Source organism: Pseudaquabacterium inlustre, assembly GCF_038066595.1.
In the GTDB taxonomy this organism is placed as follows: Bacteria; Pseudomonadota; Gammaproteobacteria; order Burkholderiales; family Burkholderiaceae_C; genus Pseudaquabacterium; species Pseudaquabacterium inlustre.
This window is the reverse complement of sequence record NZ_JBBUTH010000003.1, coordinates 222,992-243,085: the sequence shown is the minus strand read 5'-3', so window position 1 is coordinate 243,085 and position 20,094 is coordinate 222,992. Positions and strand designations below refer to the sequence as shown.

Sequence of the window (20,094 nt, the reverse complement as noted above, 5' to 3'; positions counted from 1 at the left end):
CGCGCTTCGTTCAACAGCATCAGGTTCCTGCCGCGCCCATGAAGCAGCTCACCGAGGCCACGGCCGAGAGCCGGAAGCGCAGCGTCAGCCAGCGCTGCAGGCCCTGCACCGGGTAGACGCGGCGGTCCACCGCGTAGCACACGGCCAGCATGACGCCATGCACCACCAGGCCGGCGCTGGCCGGCATCATCACCGCCACCCAGGCGATCAGCGAGGGCACCACGCCCCAGATGAACAGCGAGGCCGAGGGCGCCGTCTGGCGGAAGGCGATGCCCCAGTGGATGCCGCCCAGGAACGAGACGATCACCGCCGCATAGGCCGACAGCGCCAGCGTGGCGTAGGGGTGGGCCTCGATGTTGACCACCCACACCAGCAGCGCGCCCAGCACGAAGGGCACCAGGCCCAGGTGGCCCAGCCAGCGGGCGGTGTCGGTGAGCGGGGCCTCGTAGATCGGGGTGGGCAGGTGCGGAGCGGGGGCGGCGCGGGTCACGGCGGATGTCCTCTGGCGGAACTTGGGCGGAGCGCGCTCAGGCCGAGCGCCTCCGCATTGTCGCCGCGCGGTGAGAACCCGTGGGACAGGGCACGCGACGCGGGCCGAGCGCCGGGCCGCTCCCAAGCCGGCCCGGGAAACCGCCCGGCGGGTGGACGCCGAACCCGGCGGCCGGGTGCACCATGTCAGCTCTTCTTGCCGGCGGCCATGCGGGCCTCGATCTGCGCCGTGGGGATGGCGCCCGGTGCGCGCGAGCCGTCCTCGAACACCACCGCCGGCGTGCCGGTCACCTTGTAACGGCGGCCCAGTTCGGTATTGCGCTCCAGCGCCGTGGTGTCGCAGCCGGCGGCGGCCTTGCCCGGGGCCTGGCCGTCCACCATCCAGTTGCGCCACACCTTGCCCGGCTCCTTGGCGCACCAGATGTCCTTGCTCTTGGCGGTGGAGTCAGGCCCCAGGATCGGGTACAGGAAGGTGTAGATGGTCACGTCCTTGAGCGCCAGCAGGTCCTTCTCCAGCCGCTTGCAGTAGCCGCAATTCGGGTCGGCGAAGACCACCAGCTTGCGTGCGCCGCTGCCCTGCTTGAGCACCACGGCGTCCTTCAGCGGCAGGCTGGCGAAGTCGATGGCGGTGAGCTTGTCGATGCGCGCCTGGGTCAGGTCGGACTTGCTGCGGGTGTCGATGATCGAGCCCTGCACCAGGTGGTTGCCGTTCTCGTCGCTGTACAGGATGTCGGTGCCCAGGCGCACCTCGTACAGGCCGGGGATCGGCGTCTTGCTGACCTCGTCGATCTTCGGAAAGTTGGGCAGGCGCTCGGCCAGGTTCTTGCGGATCGCGGCCTCGTCGGCCATGACCGGCAGCGCGGCGGCCAGCGTCAGCAGGGCCAGCGAACGGCGCAGCAGGGGAAGCATCGGGGTCATCGGCGGGCTTTCGAGGGTGGCGTCAGCGGTCGAGCGCCTGTTGGGTGAGCAGGCGCTTGATCGGCGCCAGGCGGTCGAGCAGAGTCATGCCGCGGTTGCGGAGTTCCCGCAGCACCGGCTGATCCTGTGCGAAAAGATGGTGCAGGCCGTCGGTCACCAGGGCCATCGCGGCATTCGGCCCGGCGCGCTGGCGCTCGTAGCGGCGCAGCAGCGTGGCGTCGCCCAGCGCACGCCAGGGCTCACGCTGGGCGATCACCTCGGCCAGCGCGGCCACGTCGGCCAGGCCCAGGTTCAGGCCCTGGCCGGCCAGCGGGTGCACCACATGGGCGGCATCGCCCACCAGGGCCCAGCCGTCGCCACACAGGCGCTCGGCACGGCCCAGCATCAGCGGCCAGGCCGCGCGCTCGCTGGCCAGCGTCAGGCTGCCGGCCGCACCGCCCGTGGCCTCGTTCAGTGCCTGCTCGAAAGCGGCCGGCTCGGCCGCCAGCCAGTGCTCGGCCTGGGCCGTGGGCAGTGACCACACCAGGCCGTAGCTGGCGCCGGGCTGCGGCCGGTCGAAGGGCAGCAGGGCCAGCACATCGGGCGAGCGGAACCACTGCCGCGCCACGCCCTGGTGGGGCTGGCTGGCCACCAGGCGCGCGGCCAGCGCGGTGATGCCGTAGGGGTGGCGCTCGAAGCGCACGCCCAGCGCCTCGCGGCTGGCCGAGGCCTTGCCTTCGGCCAGCACGGTGAGCGGCACACCGGCCGGTGCCGCATCCAGAAACGCGAGGTGCGGTGCGAAGCGCGCCGCGGTGGCCAGCGCCTGCTCCAGCGCCGCGGCATCGACGATCCAGGCCAGCGCCTCGGCGCCCTGCTGCCAGGCCGAGAAGGCGATGGCGCCGCGGGCGCCGGCGGCATCGGCGGCGTCGCCGTGCACGCGCATGTCGTCCACCGGCGTCACGGCGTCGGGCGGCAACGCATCCCACACCTTCAGCGTGGTCAGCAGGCGGCGCGAGCGGTCGTTGAGCGCATAGGCCCGCACATCGGGCCGGGCCGGCACGGCGGCCGCGTCGGCCACCGCCGGCGCCCCCACGACGCCCACGGCCAGGCCCTGCCGCGCCAGCGACAGCGCCAGCGCCAGGCCCACCGCGCCGCCGCCGCGGATGCACACATCACAGGAATTCATCGGCCTCATTGTAGGAAGCCGCCCCATGCCCCCAAGGCGCGAACAGGCGGCGATCGGCCGGCCATCCGGGGCCGGCGGCCCACCTGTCAGCGCCCCGTGAACCCGACCGCCTAAAATCCACGGTTTGCATCCGGGGGCCCGCGCCTCCAGTCGAAAGCCCCCCATGAGCCTCAAATGCGGCATCGTGGGCCTGCCCAACGTCGGCAAGTCCACCCTGTTCAACGCCCTCACCAAGGCCGGCATCGCCGCCGAGAACTACCCGTTCTGCACCATCGAGCCCAATGTGGGCGTGGTCGAGGTGCCCGATCCGCGCCTGGGCCAGCTGGCCCAAATCATCTCGCCCGAGCGCATCGTGCCGGCCATCGTCGAGTTCGTCGACATCGCGGGCCTGGTGGCCGGTGCCAGCAAGGGCGAGGGCCTGGGCAACCAGTTCCTCAGCCACATCCGCGAGACCGACGCCATCGTCAACGTGGTGCGCTGCTTCGAGGACGAGAACGTCATCCACGTGGCCGGCAAGGTCGACCCGATCGCCGACATCGAGGTCATCCAGACCGAGCTGTGCCTGGCCGACCTGGGCACGGTGGAAAAGAGCCTGCAGCGCTACACCAAGGCCGCCCGCTCGGGCAACGACAAGGACGCCGCCGCGCTGGTGAAGGTGCTCGAGAAGTGCCAGGCTGCCCTCGACCAGGCCAAGCCGGTGCGCAGCATCGACTTCAGCAAGGAAGAGCTGGCCATCCTGAAGCCGCTGTGCCTGATCACCGCCAAGCCGGCGATGTTCGTCGGCAACGTGGCGGAAGATGGTTTCGAGAACAACCCGCTGCTCGACCGCCTGAAGGCCTATGCCGAGGCGCAGAAGGCGCCGGTGGTGGCCATCTGCGCCAAGACCGAGGCCGACCTGTCGGAGATGTCCGACGAGGACAAGGCGCTGTTCCTGGCCGAGATGGGCCAGGACGAGCCAGGCCTGAACCGCCTGATCCGCGCGGGCTTCCGCCTGCTGGGCCTGCAGACCTACTTCACCGCCGGTGTGAAGGAAGTGCGCGCCTGGACGATCCACATCGGCGACACCGCGCCGCAGGCCGCCGGCGTGATCCACGGCGACTTCGAACGCGGCTTCATCCGCGCCCAGACCATCGCCTTCGACGATTTCATCGCCTACAAGGGCGAGCAAGGCGCCAAGGATGCGGGCAAGATGCGGGCCGAAGGCAAGGAATACGTCGTCAAGGATGGCGACGTGATGAACTTCCTGTTCAACGTCTGATCCCGGGCTGGCACCCGCCACGGCGGGCCCGGCACGGGCTCGGTCCGCCACCGGACGGCAGCCACCCGTGAGTCGCAGTACCGCCTCCCCCGCTCCCAAGGACACCGCCACCGGCGGTGCCTGGCGGGTGGCGCTGGCCACCGCCCTGGGCTACTGGCTGCTGGGGCAGGTGGCCCTGATGCTGGCGGTGGCACCGTCCAACGCGTCGCCGCTGTTCCCGCCCGCCGGCCTGGCGCTGGCGGCCCTGCTGGTGCATGGCCGGGCTGCCGTGGTGGGCGTGGCCCTGGGCGCCTGGGCCATCCAGATGCAGTTGGGCGGCACGCCGGCCTGGACCACGCTGGCCGGCTGGCTGATGGCGCTGGCCGTGGCGGCCGGGGCCACACTGCAGGCGCTGGCCGGCCGCTGGCTGTTGATGCGCGGGCGCACCCAAGCGCCGGCACTGACCGAGCCGCGCGAGGTGCTGGTCTTCGCGCTGCTGAGCGCAGCCCTGGCGTGCACGCTCAACCCCAGCATCGCCACCACCGCGCTGAGCCTGGGGGGCGTGCTGGGCGCCGACGACCGCCTGGTGACCTGGTGGACCTGGTGGCTGGGCGATGCGCTGGGCGTGCTGATCGGCACCCCGGTGGCGCTGGCCTGGATCGGCCGGCCGCGCGCCGACTGGGCGGCGCGGCGGCTCACGCTGGTGCTGCCGCTGCTGGTGGCCGGCGTCCTGCTGGCGCTGGCCACGGTGGTGGTGGCCCGCTGGGACGCGCTGCGCGTGCGCAGCGTGTTCGAGCGCGACGCCTCGCAGGCCACGGCCGCGCTCGACACGCAGCTGCTGGCCTCGCTGCACACGCTGGAGGCGGTGCGCGGCGTGTTCCTGGCCTCCGACCAGGTGTCGGTGCTGGAGATGCGCCGCGCCACGGCCCCGTGGCTGGCGATGTCGCTGCCGGTGCAGGCCATCGGCCATGCCGAGCGCGTGCAGCGCAGCGAGGTGGCGCGTTTCGAGGCCCGCGTGCACCGCGAGGACGGCCGCGCGCTGCACGTGTTCGAACGCAGCGACGGCACGCCGGTGTCCGCCGCCGAGGCGCCCGACGACCTGATGGTCATCCGCTACATCGAGCCCGAGGACCGCAATGGCGCGGCGCTGGGCGTCAACTCGCGCAGCGTGCCGGCGGCGCGGGCCGCCATCGACCGCGCCACGCGCACCGACAGCGCCGCCGCCACCGCACCGTTTGCCTTGACGCAGGTGCCCGGCGACGACAGCGGCGTGGTCGTCTACCGCGCGCTGTATGCCGACGGTGCACTGGCCCAGCCCGACAGCCGCCGCGCCGCGCTGCGCGGCATGGTGTTCGTGACGCTGCGCATGCAGGCCGTGCTGGACGCCGCGCGCCAGGGCGCCCTGCCCTACCTGCGCTGGTGCCTGATCGACACCGACCCCACGATCGCGCGCCGCCGCCTGGCCGGCCCGAGCGGCTGCGAGCAGGTGAGCGGTGCCACCCCCGGCACCACATCCGGCACCACACCCGGCCGGCCGGAAGGCACCGCGGCGATCGGCGACCGCCTGGTGCACCACCGGGCCCTGGCCTTTGCCGGCCGCCACTGGGACCTGGTGCTCAGCGCGCCGGCCGCCGAGGTGCCCGACGCCGGCCGCGGCAATGCCTGGCTGTTCTCGCTGGTGGGGTTGCTGGCCACCGGGGTGCTGACCGTGCTGCTGCTGGTGGTGACCGGGCGCACACGGCGCATCGAGGCCGCCGTGGCCGAACGCACCACCGAGCTCGAGCACGAGGTGGCCGAGCGCGAGCGCACCGAGCGCGCGCTGCGCGACAGCGAGCGGCGCCTGCGCAACATCTTCGACCAGGCGCCGGTGGGCATCATCTACGCCGACCTGGACGGACGCATCCGTGAGGCCAACCCGCGGCTGCGCGAGATGACCGGCCTGGACGCCGACACGCTGGCGCAGCGCCGCATCCCCGAGCTGCTGCATCCCGACGACCAGCCGGCCGCGGCGGCCCGCCTGGCGCAGTTGCTGCGGGGCGGGCCGGTCGCACCCTGGCCCCCCGCGCGGCTGAACCCGCCCGCGCCCGCGCCCGCGCCCGAGGCCTGGGTGCAGGCACGCTGCAGCGTGCTGCTCGACGCCGTGGGCCGCCCCGAGCGCCTGGTGGCGGTGATGGAGGACATCACCGACCAGCGCCGCCGCCAGGAGGCCGAGCAGGGCCGTGCCCGCGCCGAATCGGCCAACCTGGCCAAGAGCGAGTTCCTCTCGCGCATGAGCCATGAGCTGCGCACCCCGCTCAACGCCATGCTGGGCTTCGCGCAGCTGCTGGAACTGGACCGCCGCCAGCCGCTGGCCCCGCACCAGGCCGGCTGGGCGGCGCAGATCCTGCGCGCCGGCTGGCATCTGCTGGAGATGATCAACGACACGCTGGACCTGTCGCGCATCGAGGCCGGCGAGCTGCGCCTGCAGCCCGGCGTGGTGGCCCTGGCGCCGCTGGTGCACCACTGCGTCGCGATGGTCGAGACCGCCGCCGCACAGCGCGGCATCCAGATCGACCTGCAGCTGGCCGACGACACCCCCGAACTGCTGGCCGACGAGACACGCCTGCGCCAGGTGCTGACCAACCTGCTGAGCAATGCCGTCAAGTACAACGTCGACCAGGGCCGCATCCGCATCGCGTCGCAAGCCCTCGACGGCGGCCGCGGCGTCGAGCTGCGCGTCAGCGACACCGGCCTGGGCCTCAGCGAGGCGCAGATGGCCGAGCTGTTCCAGCCCTTCAACCGTCTGGGCCGCGAGCATGGCAGCGTCGAAGGCACCGGCATCGGCCTGGTCATCAGCCGTCGGCTGGCCGAGCTGATGGGCGGCAGCCTGCATGCCGAGCGCGGACAAGGTGCACCGGGCGCCACCGGCGCCACCTTCGTGCTGCGCCTGCCCTCGGCCGTGCAGGCGCCGGCCGTCAGCCCGGGCGCCGCGCCGTCGCCGCTGGATGCCCCGCAGCCGGCCTACCGCCAGCGCCATGTGCACTACATCGAGGACAACGAGACGAATGTCGAGGTGCTGCGCGGCGTGCTGCTGCAGCGCCCGCAGGTGCGGCTGAGCGTGTCGACGCTGGGCCTGGAGGGCCTGGACGCGGTGCGGCGCGACCCGCCCGACCTGCTGCTGCTGGACATGCACCTGCCCGACATCGACGGCCTGGCGCTGCTGCAGCGCCTGCAGGCCGACCCGGCCTGCGCCCGCGTGCCGGTGGTGGCGCTGTCGGCCGACGCCACGCCGGCGCGGGTGCAGCAGGCGCTGGCCAGCGGCGCACGGCACTACCTGACCAAGCCGCTGGACCTGGCGCGCTTCCTGGAAGTGCTGGACGCCCAGTTGGCCGCCTGACCTGGGTCAAGGCCCGGAACAGCGCCGGCGCGGGCGGTTTCCCTTCCTTAGCACTCCTCTCGGGTGAGTGCTAATATGAACGGAACCAAATGTCTACGGAGCTCTCCACAGCACCATGACCACCTTGTCCTCCACCACTGCGCTGTCGGTTCGTGACCCCTGGGCCCTGGTGCCCTCGCTGGGCAACCTGGATGCCTACGTGTCCGCCGTGAACCAGCTGCCCATGCTGACGCAGGACGAAGAAAGCACCTACGCCCGCCGCCTGCGCGACGCGGGCGATCTGGACGCCGCCGGCCGCCTGGTGCTGTCGCACCTGCGTCTGGTGGTCAGCGTGAGCCGCCAGTACCTGGGCTACGGCCTGCCGCAGGGCGACCTGATCCAGGAAGGCAACGTGGGCCTGATGAAGGCCGTCAAGCGCTTCGACCCCGAACAGGGCGTGCGCCTGGTCAGCTACGCGCTGCACTGGATCAAGGCCGAGATCCACGAGTACATCCTGCGCAACTGGCGCATGGTCAAGCTGGCCACCACCAAGGCGCAGCGCAAGCTGTTCTTCAACCTGCGTTCGATCAAGCAGAGCCTGAAGGGCGACGCCGCCGACGCCGACCTGCACCGCAACACGCTGTCGGCCGCCGAGATCGAGCGCGTGGCCACGCAGCTGAACGTCAAGGCCGACGAGGTGGTGGAGATGGAAACCCGCCTGTCGGGCGGCGACGTGGCGCTGGAGCCGCAGGCCGACGACGGCGACGAAGGCGGCTACGCCCCGATCGCCTACCTGGCCGACGAGCGCAGCGAACCCACCCGCGTGCTGGAAGACCGCCGCCGCGACGCGCTGTCGGGCGACGGCCTGCTGCGCGCACTGGATGTGCTGGACGCCCGCAGCCGCCGCATCGTCGAGGAGCGCTGGCTGAAGGTGAATGACGACAGCTCGGGCGGCATGACGCTGCACGAACTGGCGGCTGAATACGGCGTCAGCGCCGAGCGCATCCGCCAGATCGAGGTGGCGGCGATGAAGAAGATGCGCAAGGCGCTGGAGGCCACGGCCTGATCAGCGGGCGCGCCGCCGGGCGCCGGCGAGCAGCAGGCCACCGGCAGCCAGCAGCGCCCAGCTGGCGGGCTCGGGCACGGCCGACAGCGTGGACAGGTTGACGTTGTCCAGCCCTGCGGTCTCGAAGGTCGCGGGGCGCGCCGGGTCGCTGACGGCGAACTCCATCTTGATGCTGAGCGTCTTCACCGAGCCCAGCACATTGGCGAACACCACCGGATCCAGCACCAGCGAATAGGTGTGCCACAGACCGTCGTTGGCGGGTTGGCCGACGCCGGCCACGTCCACGGTGATGCCGGAGCCGGCCGTGTGGGTCAGCGTCACCTGGCCGAACGGCGCCCAGTAGTCGGTGTGGCCGCTGAGGTTGCGGACCTGGAAGGACAGCGTGGCGCCCATGTACGCGGACCAGTCGACGCCGCCCAGGTTCAGCACCGCCAGCATGTCGCGGCTGTCCAGGTCGGTGAAGCGCAGGTAGCCACCGCTGGCACCGCCAGTGGCCTGCCAGGTCATCTCGCCACCTTCCACCACCGTCCAGCCTTCGGCTCCAGCATCGAAGCCATGGTGCAGGTCGGCCCGCGCCGGCAACGCCACCAGGCCGGCGGCAGCGATCAAGGGGGCGAGTAGCGGCTTGAGCAGACGGGGCATGTCGGGTCTCCGGAGGCGGTGTCGTGATCTGACAAGCTACCACGTCAGATGCCAAACCGTCTCCCCCCAGAACCCGGTCAGCTTGTTTCGGCGAGTAACGTCTTCAGGTCCTCGGCCAGGGCCTTGCCACCGCCGCCGTAGCGCACGAACAGGCGCACGCGGCCCTGGGTGTCGAACACGTAGGAGCCGGCCGTGTGGTCGATGGTGTAGCTGGTGTCGGTCTTGCCGGGCACCCTGCTGAAGAACACCTTGAATTCCTTGGCCGCCGCCTGGGTCTGCTCGGGCGTGCCGCGCAGGCCCAGCATGTCGGGGCCGAAATTGGCCACATAGGCCTTCAGCAGCTCGGCGGTGTCGCGCTCGGGATCCACCGTGACGAAGATGCCCTGCACCTTGGCGCCGTCGGACCCCAGGCTGCGCTTGACCTCGGCCAGTTCGCCCATCGTGGTGGGGCACACATCGGGGCACTGGGTGTAGCCGAAGAACACCACCACCAGCTTGCCCTTGAACTCGGCCAGCGTGCGCGCCTTGCCGTCGGGGTCGTTCAGGTTGAGCTGGCGGGCGTAGTCGGCGCCGGTGATGTCCACGCCCTTGAAGGACGCGCGGCTGCCGCCGGCGCCAGGGGCGCCGCGTTCGCAGCCGGTGAGCACACCCGCGGCCAGCAGCGCGGCGGCCAGGGCCAGGGCGCGCCGGCGCGAAGGCAGGAAAGTCAGGACAGCCATGGCATCAGGTAGTGGTCGACCAGCAGCGCGGCAAACAGCAGCGCGAGGTAGAGGATGGAGAAACGGAAGGTCTTGCGCGCCAGCGCGTCGCTGTAGTCACGCCACAGCATGATGCCGTAGGCGATGAACCACCCGCCCAGCACCACGGCCGACACCAGGTACACCCAGCCACTCATGCGGATGATGAAGGGCAGCAGCGTGGCCGCGAACAACACCAGGGTGTAGAGCAGCACGTTCAGCCGCGTGAAGTCGGAGCCATGCGTGACCGGCAGCATCGGCAGGCCCGAGCGACGGTAGTCCTCCACCCGGTACAGCGCCAGCGCCCAGAAGTGCGGCGGCGTCCACAGGAAGATGATCAGGCACATGACCACGGCCTCGGGGCCGACGTCGTCGCGCATCGCGGCCCAGCCCAGCACCGGCGGCATGGCGCCCGAGGCACCGCCGATGACGATGTTCTGCGGCGTCATCGGCTTGAGCACCACGGTGTAGACGATGGCGTAGCCGACGAAGGTGGCGAAGGTCAGCCACATGGTCAGCGGGTTCACCCAGACGTACAGCAGCGCACTGCCGATGGCGCACAGCACCACCGAGAACGCCAGCGCCTGGGCATTGCCCAGTTCGCCCTTGGCCGTGGGCCGCCAGGCGGTGCGCGCCATCTTGCGGTCGATGGCCTGTTCGACCAGGCAGTTGAACGCCGCCGCGGCGCTGGCCACCAGCCAGATGCCGACGGCCGCCGGCACGGCCAGGCCCAGGCGCGGCACGCCGGGCTCGGCCAGCAGCATGCCGATGACGGCGCAGAACACGATCAGCTGCACCACGCGCGGCTTGGTCAGCGCCCAGTACTGGCGCCAGACGGATGCCGGCGGGGGCGTGGACAGGGTGGACGTCGAAGACATCGGCGAAGGCGTTTCTCGAAGACGGATCAGACGGTGCGCAGCCGCTGCGTGCGGCCGGCAGAGTTCAGGGACGAAGCGGGCGCGGCCTGCCCGGCGCGCACGCGCGCCAGCAGCGAGGTGAGCACGCCCACCAGCGCAGCGGCGCCGCCGCTGTGCGCCAGGGCGCCGGCGATCGGCCAGCCCAGCACCACGTTGGACAGGCCGCTGCCGGCCTGCGCCAGCACCAGCGCCAGCAGCGCCAACGCATAGCGGCGCTGCGCGACGCCGCCGTGGCGATGCAGCACCCAGGCCAGCGCCAGCAGTGCCGCGAAGGCCACCAGCGCGAAAGCGCGGTGCACCAGGTGGATGGCGACCAGTGCCTCGAAGGGCAGGAAACCGCCGTGCCCGGCGCGGCCCAGCTCGCGCAGCAGCGTGAAGCCATGCGCCATGTCGGCCGCCGGCCACCACTGGCCATTGCAGGTGGGGAAACCGCTGCAGGCCATCACCGCGTAATTGGTGCTCACCCAGCCGCCCAGCGCCACCTGCACCAGCACCACGGCCAGCACGGCTCCGGCGAACCACGGTGACGGTCCGCGGCGCCCGGTGGCCGAGGCCGCCAGCAGGGGCCGGTCGCGGAAGGATTCATGCTGCTGAACCAGCAGCGCCAGCAGCACCATCGCCCCCAGCAGGTGCAGCGTGACGATGGCCGGGTAGAGCTTGAGCGTGACCGTGTACTTGCCGAACAGGCCCTGCACGATCACCCACACCAGCGTGGCCACCGGCCACCAGGGCGAATGCGGCAGCGCCCGGCGTGCACGCCAGCTCACCGCGGCCGCCACCAGGATCAGCACCCCAACCACCATGGCCAGGTAGCGGTGGATCATCTCGATCCAGGCCTTGGCCACCGTCACCGGTCCGGTGGGCATGGCGGTCTGGGCGGCCAGGATCTCCTCGTGTGCCGCCAGCGGGTGGGCCTCGCCGTAGCAGCCGGGCCAGTCGGGGCAGCCCAGCCCTGAATCGGTGAGCCGGGTGAAGGCGCCGAAGACGATCAGGTCGAAGGTCAGGAACAGCGTCAGCGCCGTCAGCGCCGCCAGACGGGTGCGCGTGTCGGCGCCGCGCTGGCGCAGCCACCACCAGGCCAGCGGCAGCAGCGCACCCACGCCGGCCATCAGCGCCAGGCGCAGCAGCGGTGACAGATCGACGGCCGAAGGCGTCATGGGCGGCTCGCAGGGCCCATGGCGGGGTCGGCCGCAGCCGCCGCCGCGCCGATCAGCGCCTGGCGACCCGGCTGGTCCCAGCCAGCCGAGGCCCGCAGCAAGCGCTCGATGTCGCGCTTGACCTTGGCCGGGTCGGCATCCACCGGCTGGCGCATCATCCACTGGCCGTGCGGATCGACGATGTACAGGTGGTCCTCCAGCGCCTGCCCCGGCGCCGGCTTCAGCCAGGCGGCCACGGCCTCGCGCGGCAGGCGCAGGATGTTCATGCCCGGCGTGGCCTCCAGCGCCTGGCGCAGGGCCGGCGTGACCGGCGCGTCGTCGACCACCAGCCACAGCTTGTCGATGCGGTCACGCTCGCGGCCGGTCATCTCGCGCAACTGCCGCTGCATGAACAGGCGCTTCTCGCAGGCCGCCGCGCACGCACCACTGTCCACCGCCACCAGCAGCCACTGCCCCGCCAGTCCACGCAGCGCCTGCGGCGCCCCGGCCAGCGTGCGGCCCTCCAGCGCAGGCATCGCCAGCGGCGACACCAGCGTGCCGTAGGCCGTGCCCGTGGGCCGCACCACGTAGAAGGTGAAGTAGCTGGCGATCACCGGCGCGGCACAGACGGCCAGCACCAGCAGCATCTTGATGCGGCCCGTCGCGCGCTGGCGCACCACCACATCGCCAGGCGACGGCAGCGAATGCACCACCAGGCCCAAGGGTTCATCGGCCGGTGCGGCGTGGCGCGGGGCCTCAGCGGCGGCGGGGTCGGAGGATTTGGAACCAGACATACAGGCCCGTGATCAAGGCGCTGAGCGCAAACCACTGGAAGGCATAACCGTGGTGCTTGCTCACATCCAGCGTGGCGGTCGGCCACTGGCGCAGCAGACCGTCATCGGGGTTGGGGGCAGGCGTCGAAGTGGCGTCAGCCGGTGCGGCCAGGGGCCGCTCGGCGTCGGTCTGCTGCAGCGACAGGGGCCGCAGAGCGATGCCCGCCTCGCGGGCGAATGCATCGGTGTCGAGATTCTGCCGGATGCGCCCGGACTCGGCCGCGCCCAGCTCGAACAGCTTGCCCGGCGGCGGGGCGATGCGGCCAGGGACCAGCACCTCGCCGTCCGGTGTGGCCAGGGCCGGCAGCGCGCTGCGATCGCGCGGATCACGCGGCATCCAGCCGCGCTGCACCAGCACCGCATCGCCGGGGCCGAGCTGCAAGGGCGTGAGCACATAGAAGCCGACGCGCCCGTTCATCTGCCGGTTGTCGAGGTACACCGTGTGCCTCGCGAGCCAACGCCCGCGCAATGCGGTGCGGCGGTAATGCTGCTCGGCGGCCGCGGCCGGCGTGCGCGCCAGCGCGTCGGCAGCCAGCGGCGACAGCGCGGCTCGGCCTTCGATGCGCGTGTGCAGGTCGGTCTTCTGCCGCGCGCGGTCGAGCTGCCACACGCCCAGGCGAGCGGTCAGCGCCACACTGGCCAGGGCCGCCGCCAACACCACCCATCGCCCCCTCGTCAGCATGCGCCGGGGCCCCGTCGATAATCGCAGCCGATGAAAGCCGTGATCGTGATCGCCCTGGTGTTCGTGCTGGTCGCCCTGGCCAGCGCGGGCCTGTTCATGCTGCGCGGTGGCCAGCCCGGCGACGATGGCTCGCCCGGGCAGCGCGACAAGCGCATGGCCCGCGCGCTGGCGCTGCGGGTGGGGCTGTCGATCGCGCTGTTCCTGTTCATCCTGTTGTCGTGGTGGATGGGCTGGGTGCAGCCCTCGGGCCTGCCGGTGGGCCGCTGAACGACGCGCCTGGGCGCTGAAAACGACAGACGCCGCGGGTGGCGGCGTCTGCTGGGGATGTCGGCCCGGGCACTGCCCGGCCGACGCTGCGCGGTGATGGTGGCGATCAGCCCTGGCTCACAGCCAGTAGACCAGGAAGTACAGGCCCAGCCACACCACGTCCACGAAGTGCCAGTACCAGGCGGCGCCTTCGAAGCCGAAGTGACGCTCGGCGCTGAAATGGCCCTTCTGCAGGCGCAGCGTGATGAACAGCAGCATCAGCATGCCCACGAACACGTGGAAGCCGTGGAAGCCGGTCAGCATGAAGAACGTGGAGCCGAAGATGCCCGACGTGAGCTTGAGGTTGAGCTCATGGTAGGCGTGGTAGTACTCGTAGCCCTGGAAGCACAGGAACACGACCCCCAGCAGCACGGTGATCCACATCCAGCTGATCGTCTTGGCGCGCTGGCCGGCGATCAGGGCGTGGTGGGCGATGGTCAACGTCAGGCCCGAGGTCAGCAGGATGGCGGTGTTCAGCGTGGGGATGGGCCACGGACCCATGGTGCTGAACGGCTCGACCGTGCCGCCGGGGGCGGCGGTGGCGCCACCGCCGGCGCTGGGCCAGATGGCCTTGAAGTCGGGCCACAGCAGCTGGTGCTCCAGGTTGCCCAGCATCGGCAGCGCATGGGCACGGGCCCAGTACAGCGCGCCGAAGAAGGCCGCGAAGAACATCACCTCCGAGAAGATGAACCAGCTCATGCTCCAGCGGTACGAGGTGTCGATGCGCTTGGAGTACAGGCCGGTCTCGCTCTCGTGGATGGCGTCCTTGAACCACACGAACAGCGTGCGCAGCCAGATCACCAGGCCGAGCAGCAGCGAGTACTTGCCCCAGTCGGCCCCGTTGACCCACTGGCCGGCGCCCAGGATCACGAAGAACAGGCCCAGCGCGGCCATGGCCGGATGCGCCGACGGCGCCGGCACGAAGTAGTAAGGGGTCACCCCATTGGGCGTGGCTGCGGACATCTTGTGTGTTCTCCTCGTAACCTCGTTGACTTCGATGGACTGTTTCAGTATCGGATGGAAGGCGATGGGGTCAACCGGCGGCCACGCCGCTGGCCACCACCCACCGCACCAGCAGCACCAGCGCCAGCACGAACAGTGCGGCGCCGGCAATGCCGGCCATGATCACGTGCACCGGATTGAGCTTGCTCACATCCTGCGCGTAGTCGGACGACCGGCGTACGCCGAAGAACGACCAGGCCACGGCCTTGATCGTCTGCAGCAGCGAAGCGGGCCGCTGCGCGGCGTTGCGCAGGTCGTCGCTCATGTGCCCTGCCCCACGGGCACCGGGGCCTGCGCGGTCTTCTTGCCCACCTGCTTGCCGGCCACCTCGAAGAAGGTGTACGACAAGGTGATGGTGGTCACGTCACGCGGCAGCTTGGGATCGACGTAGAACACCACCGGCCACTGCTTGGCCTCGCCGGCCTGCAGCGTGTACTCGTTGAAGCAGAAGCACTCGAGCTTGTTGAAGTGGCTGCCGGCCTGCAACGGCGCATAGCTGGGAATGGCCTGCGCGGCCATCGTGCGGTCCTGCTTGTTGCGGAACTCGTACATCACCGTGGCCAGTTCACCCGGATGCACCTTCATCGAGCTCACCGCGGGCTTGAAGTCCCAGGGCCCGCGCGCGTTGGCGTCGAACTCGACGGTGATGGTGCGGCTGGTGTCGACCTGCGTGTTGGCCTTGCGGGCCGCATTGCTGCTGAGCCCGGCGCCGGTGACACGCTCACTGACCGACAGCACGTTGATGCCCAGGGCATCGCAGATCGTGCGGTACATCGGCACCAGCGCATAACCGAAGCCGAACATCGCCAGCGCCACCACACTCAGCTTGCCCAGCATGCGCCGGTTGTCGCGGCGCAGGGCGTGGAGCATCGAGCCGAAGGCCATGGTGTGCGAGCCTGGGCGTCAGCGGCCGAAGAGCACGATCTTGGCCACGAAGCCCAGACCGAAGACCACGGCCACCGAAGCCAGCACCACGGCCAGCTTCAAATTGGCCTTGCGCTGCTGTTGCTGCTGAACGGAATCGACCATGGCCTCGGGCAAGGGGTGGCTTGAACGATCAGCCCAGCACGCGGGTGGCGCTGGCGTCCAGCTTGGGCGGGTTCTCGAAGGTGTGGAACGGGGCCGGCGACGGCACTTCCCACTCCAGACCTTCGGCGGCCTCCCAGGGCTTCTGCGGGGCCTTCTGGCCCTGGCCGCGCATCATCGGCACGACGATGAACAGGAAGAAGTAGACCTGGGCGAAGCCGAAGGCGAAGGCACCGATCGAGGCGATCTGGTTGAAGTCGGTGAACTGCATCGGGTAGTCGGCATAGCGACGCGGCATGCCGGCCAGACCCAGGAAGTGCATCGGGAAGAAGGTGACGTTGAACGCGATCAGCGACCACCAGAAGTGCAGCTTGCCGCGGAATTCGGAGTACATCACCCCGGTCCACTTCGGGCCCCAGTAGTACACGCCGGCGAACAGCGCGAACAGCGAGCCGGCCACCAGCACGTAGTGGAAGTGCGCCACCACGTAGTAGGTGTCCTGCAGCTGGATGTCCACCGGCGCCATCGACAGGATCAGGCCGGTGAAGCCGCCCATCGTGAACACGAAGATGAAGCCCACGGCCCACAACATCGGGGTCTCGAAGGTCATCGAGCCGCGCCACATCGTGGCCACCCAGTTGAAGATCTTCACGCCCGTGGGCACGGCGATCAGCATCGTGGCGTACATGAAGAACAGCTGGCCGGTCACCGGCATGCCGGTGGCGTACATGTGGTGCGCCCAGACGATGAACGACAGGATGGCGATCGAGGCCGTGGCGTACACCATCGAGGTGTAGCCGAACAGGCGCTTGCGGGCGAAGGCCGGGACGATGGCGCTCACGATGCCGAAAGCCGGCAGGATCATGATGTACACCTCGGGGTGCCCGAAGAACCAGAAGATGTGCTGGTACATGATCGGGTCACCACCGCCGGCCGGGGTGAAGAAGCTGGTGCCGAAATGGCGGTCGGTCAGCGTCATCGTGATGGCACCGGCCAGCACCGGCATCACCGCGATCAGCAGGTAGGCGGTGATCAGCCAGGTCCAGGCGAACAGCGGCATCTTCATCAGCGTCATGCCGGGCGCGCGCATGTTCAGGATGGTGACGATGATGTTGATCGAGCCCATGATCGAGCTGGCGCCGAGGATGTGCATCGCGAAGATGCCGGCGTCCATGCTGGGGCCCATCTGCAGCGTCAGCGGCGCGTACAGCGTCCAGCCGGCCGCAGGTGCGCCACCGGGCATGAAGAAGCTGCCGGCCAGCATGATGGCCGCGGGGATCATCAGCCAGAAGCTGAAGTTGTTCATCCGCGCGAAGGCCATGTCGCTGGCGCCGATCTGCAGCGGAATCATCCAGTTCGCGAAGCCCACGAAGGCCGGCATGATGGCGCCGAACACCATGATCAGCCCGTGCATCGTGGTGAACGAGTTGAACAGTTCGGGGTTGAAGAACTGCAGACCCGGCTTGAACAGTTCGGCGCGGATGCACAGCGCCAGGATGCCGCCGATCATCAGCATGGCGAACGCGAACAACAGGTACATCGTGCCGATGTCCTTGTGGTTGGTCGCGAACACCCAGCGGCGCCAGCCGTGCAGCGGGCCGTGGTCGTGGTGGTCATCGTGGGCCGCGTGGCCGTGATGGTCGAGGACAGCGCTCATGGTGCGAGGCCTTTGCTTATCGGTCGTATGCGGGAATGGCGGAGGCGGTGATCACTTGCGCAGCGCCAGCACGTCGGCCGGCTGCACCAGTTGACCGGTCTTGTTCGACCAGGTGTTCTTGGTGTACGTGATCACGGCGGCAATCTCGGTGTCGGACAGGGACTTCCAGGCCGGCATCGCACCATTGTTCTGGCCGTTCAGCAGCACGGCGATCTGCTTGGCCTTGTCGGCGTCCTGCACCACCGGCGAGCCGTCGAGTGCCTTGATCGGGCCGGCGCCCTTGCCGTCGGGCTTGTGGCAGACCGCGCAGTTGGCGGCATAGACCTTCTCACCGCGGGCCGACAGGTCTTCCATCTTCCAGACCTTGGCCGGGTCGTCGGCCTTGGCCGCGAGTTCCTTCTTCTTGCCTTCCACCCACTTGGCGTAGTCGGCCTGCGACAGCACCTTCACATGGATGGGCATGTAGGCGTGCTCCTTGCCGCACAGCTCGGCGCACTGCCCGTAGAAGTCGCCGGTCTTCTCGGCGCGGAACCATGTGTCGCGCACGAAGCCGGGAATGGCGTCCTGCTTGACCGCGAAGGCCGGCACCATCCAGGCGTGAATCACGTCGTTGGCGGTGGTGATGATACGGATCTTCTTGTTGACCGGCACCACCAGCGGGTTGTCCACCTTCAGCAGGTAGTTGTCACCGGCGGGCTTGCCCGCGTCGGACATCTGGCGCTGGCCGACATCGAGCGTGGAGACGAAGCCGATGCCCTCGCCCTCGCCCTTCAGGTAGTCGTAGCCCCACTTCCACTGGTAGCCGGTGGCCTTGATGGTCAGGTCGGCGTTGCTGGTGTCCTTCATGGCCACCACGGTCTTGGTGGCCGCCAGGCCCATGGCCGTGACGATCAGGAAGGGCACGATGGTCCAGGCGATCTCGACCGCCACGCTCTCGTGGAAGTTGGCCGACTTGGCGCCGACCGATTTGCGGTGCTTGATGATCGAATAGAACATCACGCCGAACACGGCGACGAAGATCACCGCGCACACCACCAGCAGACCGTAGTGCAGGGTCTGCACCTCGGCCGCGATCTTGGTGACCGGCGGATGCAGGTCCAGCTGGTTCACCGCCGGGCCACCCGGCAGATTGCCGACGGCCAGCGCCGATTGCGCGGCTGCCGCCGCGAGCAGACCGGTCAGGCCCTGACCGATCCGTTGCCACCTCGTGTTCTTCGTCATCATCGTCATTGCTGCTCTTCGTGAACCACAACCCGTTCGCCGGCGGCGCGCATCAGATGCAGCGCCCGGCGCAGCTCCTTTGCCAACTCCACCCGCAGCTCGGGCCGCACGTGACGCCCGATGCGCACGCTGCGGCCTTCGCCGGACAACTCCACCAGCGAGCCATCTTCGGCCGCCGGCTCCACCCTCAACCACTCGGCGCGGAACGACATGCGCTCGACACCGGGGCCCACATGCTGCTCGACGGTCACTTCGCGACCGCTGAGCAGAACGGTCTCGCGGTCTCCTGCATGCCGCGCCACCACCAGCAGCGCCACACCCACGGCCACGAGCTCGATCCCGGTGAACATCACCACCAACCCGACACCATGCCACCAGAAGCCGCCTGCGACCAGCAGTGAAACCGAGCACAACAACAGGTAGGCAGCCACCAGTTGACGCGGGCTGATCGAGACATTGCGTCTCAAATCGAAACACCAGCCGGCAGGCGCCTCGATGCGCCGCGCAAAGCGCCAACTCCCATCCCGCCTCGGCGCGGAAGGCGCAGGCCAGGGGCTGGGAGCAAAGGCAACGGTCATGGGGTTGAGGGCATGGGGTGTTGCGACGTCGCAAACCTGGGCGCACCGCCCGGGATCACGACAGGCCAGCAACTTGATCCAGAGCAAGCACGGTGGACACGACCCTCATCAAGTCGACCGTTTATGCGGCAGATCAATGCTGAATTCTAGCTGACTGATCCAGTTGGGCTGGCGCCTGCGCGACGGCCGGCACACGGTCGGCCGGGTCAAACGGCGCGACGCCGGGTCTTCAGTGAATCGCGCACGCTGTCCAGCGACACCGCCACCGGCTCACCGGCACGCGCGCGCGGCGCAGCCTTGAAGGCATGGCCGTAGACCAGTTCCACGGTCAGACCGATGCGCCCCTGCGTGTCGGCGCGTGCGGCCAGGGCCTCGTACAGGCGCCGCCGCCAGCGCGGCGTGCGCAGTCCTGCGGGGCGCGCGGCCGCCAGATTGCCGCCCAGGCCACGCAACTCAGCCAGCAGGGCCTCGGGCGACGACCAGTGCAGGCGAAGCGTCTCCTGGTCCATCACCGGATCGGCAAAGCCCGCGTGCACCAGCTGGTCGCCGATGTCGTGCATGTCGGTGAAGGGCGGATGCGGCGCGGGCCAGCCGGCCTCGGCATACAGCGCGCGCAGCTCGCGCCAGGTGTCCGGGCCGAAGGTGCTGAACATCAGGAAGCCGCCCACCGCCAACGCGGCGTGCCAGCGCGCCATCAGCGCCACCGGGTCGGGCACGGCATGCAACATCAGGTTGGCCCACAGCATCTGCGCCTGGCCGGGCGGCACGGCCGCCTCGTCGATCACCGCCTGGACCAAGGCCTGGCGCCGACGCCATGCCCACCAGGGCGCCTGCAACTGCGCACGGCTGCGCTCAGCCAGCGCCGGCGTGGGCTCGACCGCGCGCCGCTCGGCCTGCGGCCACACCGCCTGCACGGACGGTGCGCTGGCACCCAGCCAGCCCCACCAGTCGAGCCACTGCGCCGGGGCCTCGCGGATCACGGCCAGGCGCTCGGCCATGCGGCCGGCGGCTTCCTGATGCAGCCACGGCGGACTGTCTGCGCGGGCCAGGCGGTCCAGTTGCCGCGCCAGCGCCCGGGCATCGACGAGGGGCGGCGGGGGGCTCGGATCGGGCATGGGCGCGCAGTA

General features: G+C 70.1%; 21 protein-coding genes. 4 read left to right on the top strand and 17 right to left on the bottom strand.

Translation table 11 applies throughout. The features are described from left to right. Window positions 1–19: 19 nt before the first annotated feature. The 3 genes from AACH10_RS06390 to AACH10_RS06380 form a co-directional block, all read right to left on the bottom strand. Window positions 20–490, bottom strand: a complete 471-nt coding sequence (locus AACH10_RS06390; RefSeq protein ID WP_341409531.1) for a DUF3429 domain-containing protein — start codon at window positions 488–490, stop codon at window positions 20–22. A gap of 185 nt (window positions 491–675) precedes the next feature. After that, the gene (locus tag AACH10_RS06385) at window positions 676–1,398 is read right to left on the bottom strand and encodes a DsbC family protein (RefSeq protein ID WP_341409886.1); all 723 of its coding nucleotides are present in this window, start codon (window positions 1,396–1,398) and stop codon (window positions 676–678) included. A gap of 31 nt (window positions 1,399–1,429) precedes the next feature. Continuing rightward, window positions 1,430–2,572: an FAD-dependent monooxygenase gene (locus AACH10_RS06380; protein ID WP_341409530.1), complete on the bottom strand. Its 1,143-nt coding sequence runs from the start codon at window positions 2,570–2,572 to the stop codon at window positions 1,430–1,432. Window positions 2,573–2,735: 163 nt separating this feature from the next. On the opposite strand from AACH10_RS06380, the gene ychF reads away from it, so the two are divergent. From ychF to rpoH, 3 genes are all read left to right on the top strand, one after another. After that, window positions 2,736–3,830 (top strand): redox-regulated ATPase YchF, encoded by a 1,095-nt coding sequence (gene ychF / locus AACH10_RS06375; RefSeq protein WP_341409529.1) that lies wholly within the window; start codon window positions 2,736–2,738, stop codon window positions 3,828–3,830. Window positions 3,831–3,897: 67 nt separating this feature from the next. Beyond that, the gene (locus tag AACH10_RS06370) at window positions 3,898–7,185 is read left to right on the top strand and encodes a CHASE domain-containing protein (RefSeq protein ID WP_341409528.1); all 3,288 of its coding nucleotides are present in this window, start codon (window positions 3,898–3,900) and stop codon (window positions 7,183–7,185) included. Between the two features lie 115 nt (window positions 7,186–7,300). Continuing rightward, window positions 7,301–8,230, top strand: coding sequence for an RNA polymerase sigma factor RpoH (gene rpoH / locus AACH10_RS06365; RefSeq protein WP_341409527.1), 930 nt, complete (start codon window positions 7,301–7,303; stop codon window positions 8,228–8,230). Here the strand turns inward: rpoH and AACH10_RS06360 are convergent, their stop codons facing one another. From AACH10_RS06360 to AACH10_RS06335, 6 genes are all read right to left on the bottom strand, one after another. Beyond that, complete coding sequence (locus tag AACH10_RS06360) at window positions 8,231–8,872, bottom strand: PEP-CTERM sorting domain-containing protein (protein WP_341409526.1); 642 nt, start codon at window positions 8,870–8,872, stop codon at window positions 8,231–8,233. A 77-nt stretch (window positions 8,873–8,949) separates the two neighbouring features. Continuing rightward, complete coding sequence (locus AACH10_RS06355) at window positions 8,950–9,591, bottom strand: SCO family protein (RefSeq protein WP_341409525.1); 642 nt, start codon at window positions 9,589–9,591, stop codon at window positions 8,950–8,952. After that, window positions 9,579–10,487, bottom strand: coding sequence for a heme o synthase (cyoE, locus tag AACH10_RS06350; RefSeq protein ID WP_341409524.1), 909 nt, complete (start codon window positions 10,485–10,487; stop codon window positions 9,579–9,581). Before cyoE ends, AACH10_RS06355 begins: the two co-directional genes overlap by 13 nt. 26 nt (window positions 10,488–10,513) lie before the next feature. Next, on the bottom strand, window positions 10,514–11,683 hold the full coding sequence (locus AACH10_RS06345) for a COX15/CtaA family protein (protein ID WP_341409523.1): 1,170 nt from the start codon (window positions 11,681–11,683) through the stop codon (window positions 10,514–10,516). Next, entirely contained in the window at window positions 11,680–12,456 is a 777-nt protein-coding gene (locus AACH10_RS06340; protein WP_341409522.1) for an SCO family protein, read from the bottom strand. Before AACH10_RS06340 ends, AACH10_RS06345 begins: the two co-directional genes overlap by 4 nt. Next, entirely contained in the window at window positions 12,419–13,177 is a 759-nt protein-coding gene (locus tag AACH10_RS06335; protein ID WP_341409521.1) for an SURF1 family protein, read from the bottom strand. Before AACH10_RS06335 ends, AACH10_RS06340 begins: the two co-directional genes overlap by 38 nt. 30 nt (window positions 13,178–13,207) lie before the next feature. Between AACH10_RS06335 and AACH10_RS06330 the strand changes: the two genes are divergently transcribed. Then, window positions 13,208–13,444 (top strand): twin transmembrane helix small protein, encoded by a 237-nt coding sequence (locus AACH10_RS06330; protein ID WP_341409520.1) that lies wholly within the window; start codon window positions 13,208–13,210, stop codon window positions 13,442–13,444. Window positions 13,445–13,561: 117 nt separating this feature from the next. Here the strand turns inward: AACH10_RS06330 and AACH10_RS06325 are convergent, their stop codons facing one another. The 8 genes from AACH10_RS06325 to AACH10_RS06290 all read right to left on the bottom strand — a co-directional run bounded on the left by AACH10_RS06325 (window position 13,562) and on the right by AACH10_RS06290 (window position 20,082). Beyond that, window positions 13,562–14,446: a cytochrome c oxidase subunit 3 gene (locus AACH10_RS06325; RefSeq protein WP_341409519.1), complete on the bottom strand. Its 885-nt coding sequence runs from the start codon at window positions 14,444–14,446 to the stop codon at window positions 13,562–13,564. 70 nt (window positions 14,447–14,516) lie between these two features. Further along, window positions 14,517–14,750, bottom strand: coding sequence for a DUF2970 domain-containing protein (locus AACH10_RS06320; RefSeq protein ID WP_341409518.1), 234 nt, complete (start codon window positions 14,748–14,750; stop codon window positions 14,517–14,519). After that, window positions 14,747–15,370, bottom strand: a complete 624-nt coding sequence (locus AACH10_RS06315) for a cytochrome c oxidase assembly protein (protein WP_341409517.1) — start codon at window positions 15,368–15,370, stop codon at window positions 14,747–14,749. Before AACH10_RS06315 ends, AACH10_RS06320 begins: the two co-directional genes overlap by 4 nt. Before the next feature lie 18 nt (window positions 15,371–15,388). After that, entirely contained in the window at window positions 15,389–15,514 is a 126-nt protein-coding gene (locus AACH10_RS06310; protein ID WP_341409516.1) for a cytochrome oxidase small assembly protein, read from the bottom strand. 28 nt (window positions 15,515–15,542) lie between these two features. After that, window positions 15,543–17,168 (bottom strand): cytochrome c oxidase subunit I, encoded by a 1,626-nt coding sequence (gene ctaD, locus AACH10_RS06305; RefSeq protein ID WP_341409515.1) that lies wholly within the window; start codon window positions 17,166–17,168, stop codon window positions 15,543–15,545. Between the two features lie 51 nt (window positions 17,169–17,219). Then, window positions 17,220–18,389 carry a cytochrome c oxidase subunit II gene (gene coxB, locus AACH10_RS06300; protein WP_423228576.1) on the bottom strand — a complete coding sequence of 390 codons (1,170 nt, stop codon included), beginning with the start codon at window positions 18,387–18,389 and terminating at the stop codon, window positions 17,220–17,222. A gap of 5 nt (window positions 18,390–18,394) precedes the next feature. Then, window positions 18,395–18,967, bottom strand: a complete 573-nt coding sequence (locus AACH10_RS06295; protein WP_341409513.1) for a DUF2244 domain-containing protein — start codon at window positions 18,965–18,967, stop codon at window positions 18,395–18,397. 206 nt (window positions 18,968–19,173) lie between these two features. Continuing rightward, a complete protein-coding gene (locus tag AACH10_RS06290) occupies window positions 19,174–20,082 on the bottom strand; it encodes a methyltransferase domain-containing protein (protein ID WP_341409512.1) in 909 nt (302 codons plus the stop codon). Between the last annotated feature and the right edge of the window lie 12 nt (window positions 20,083–20,094).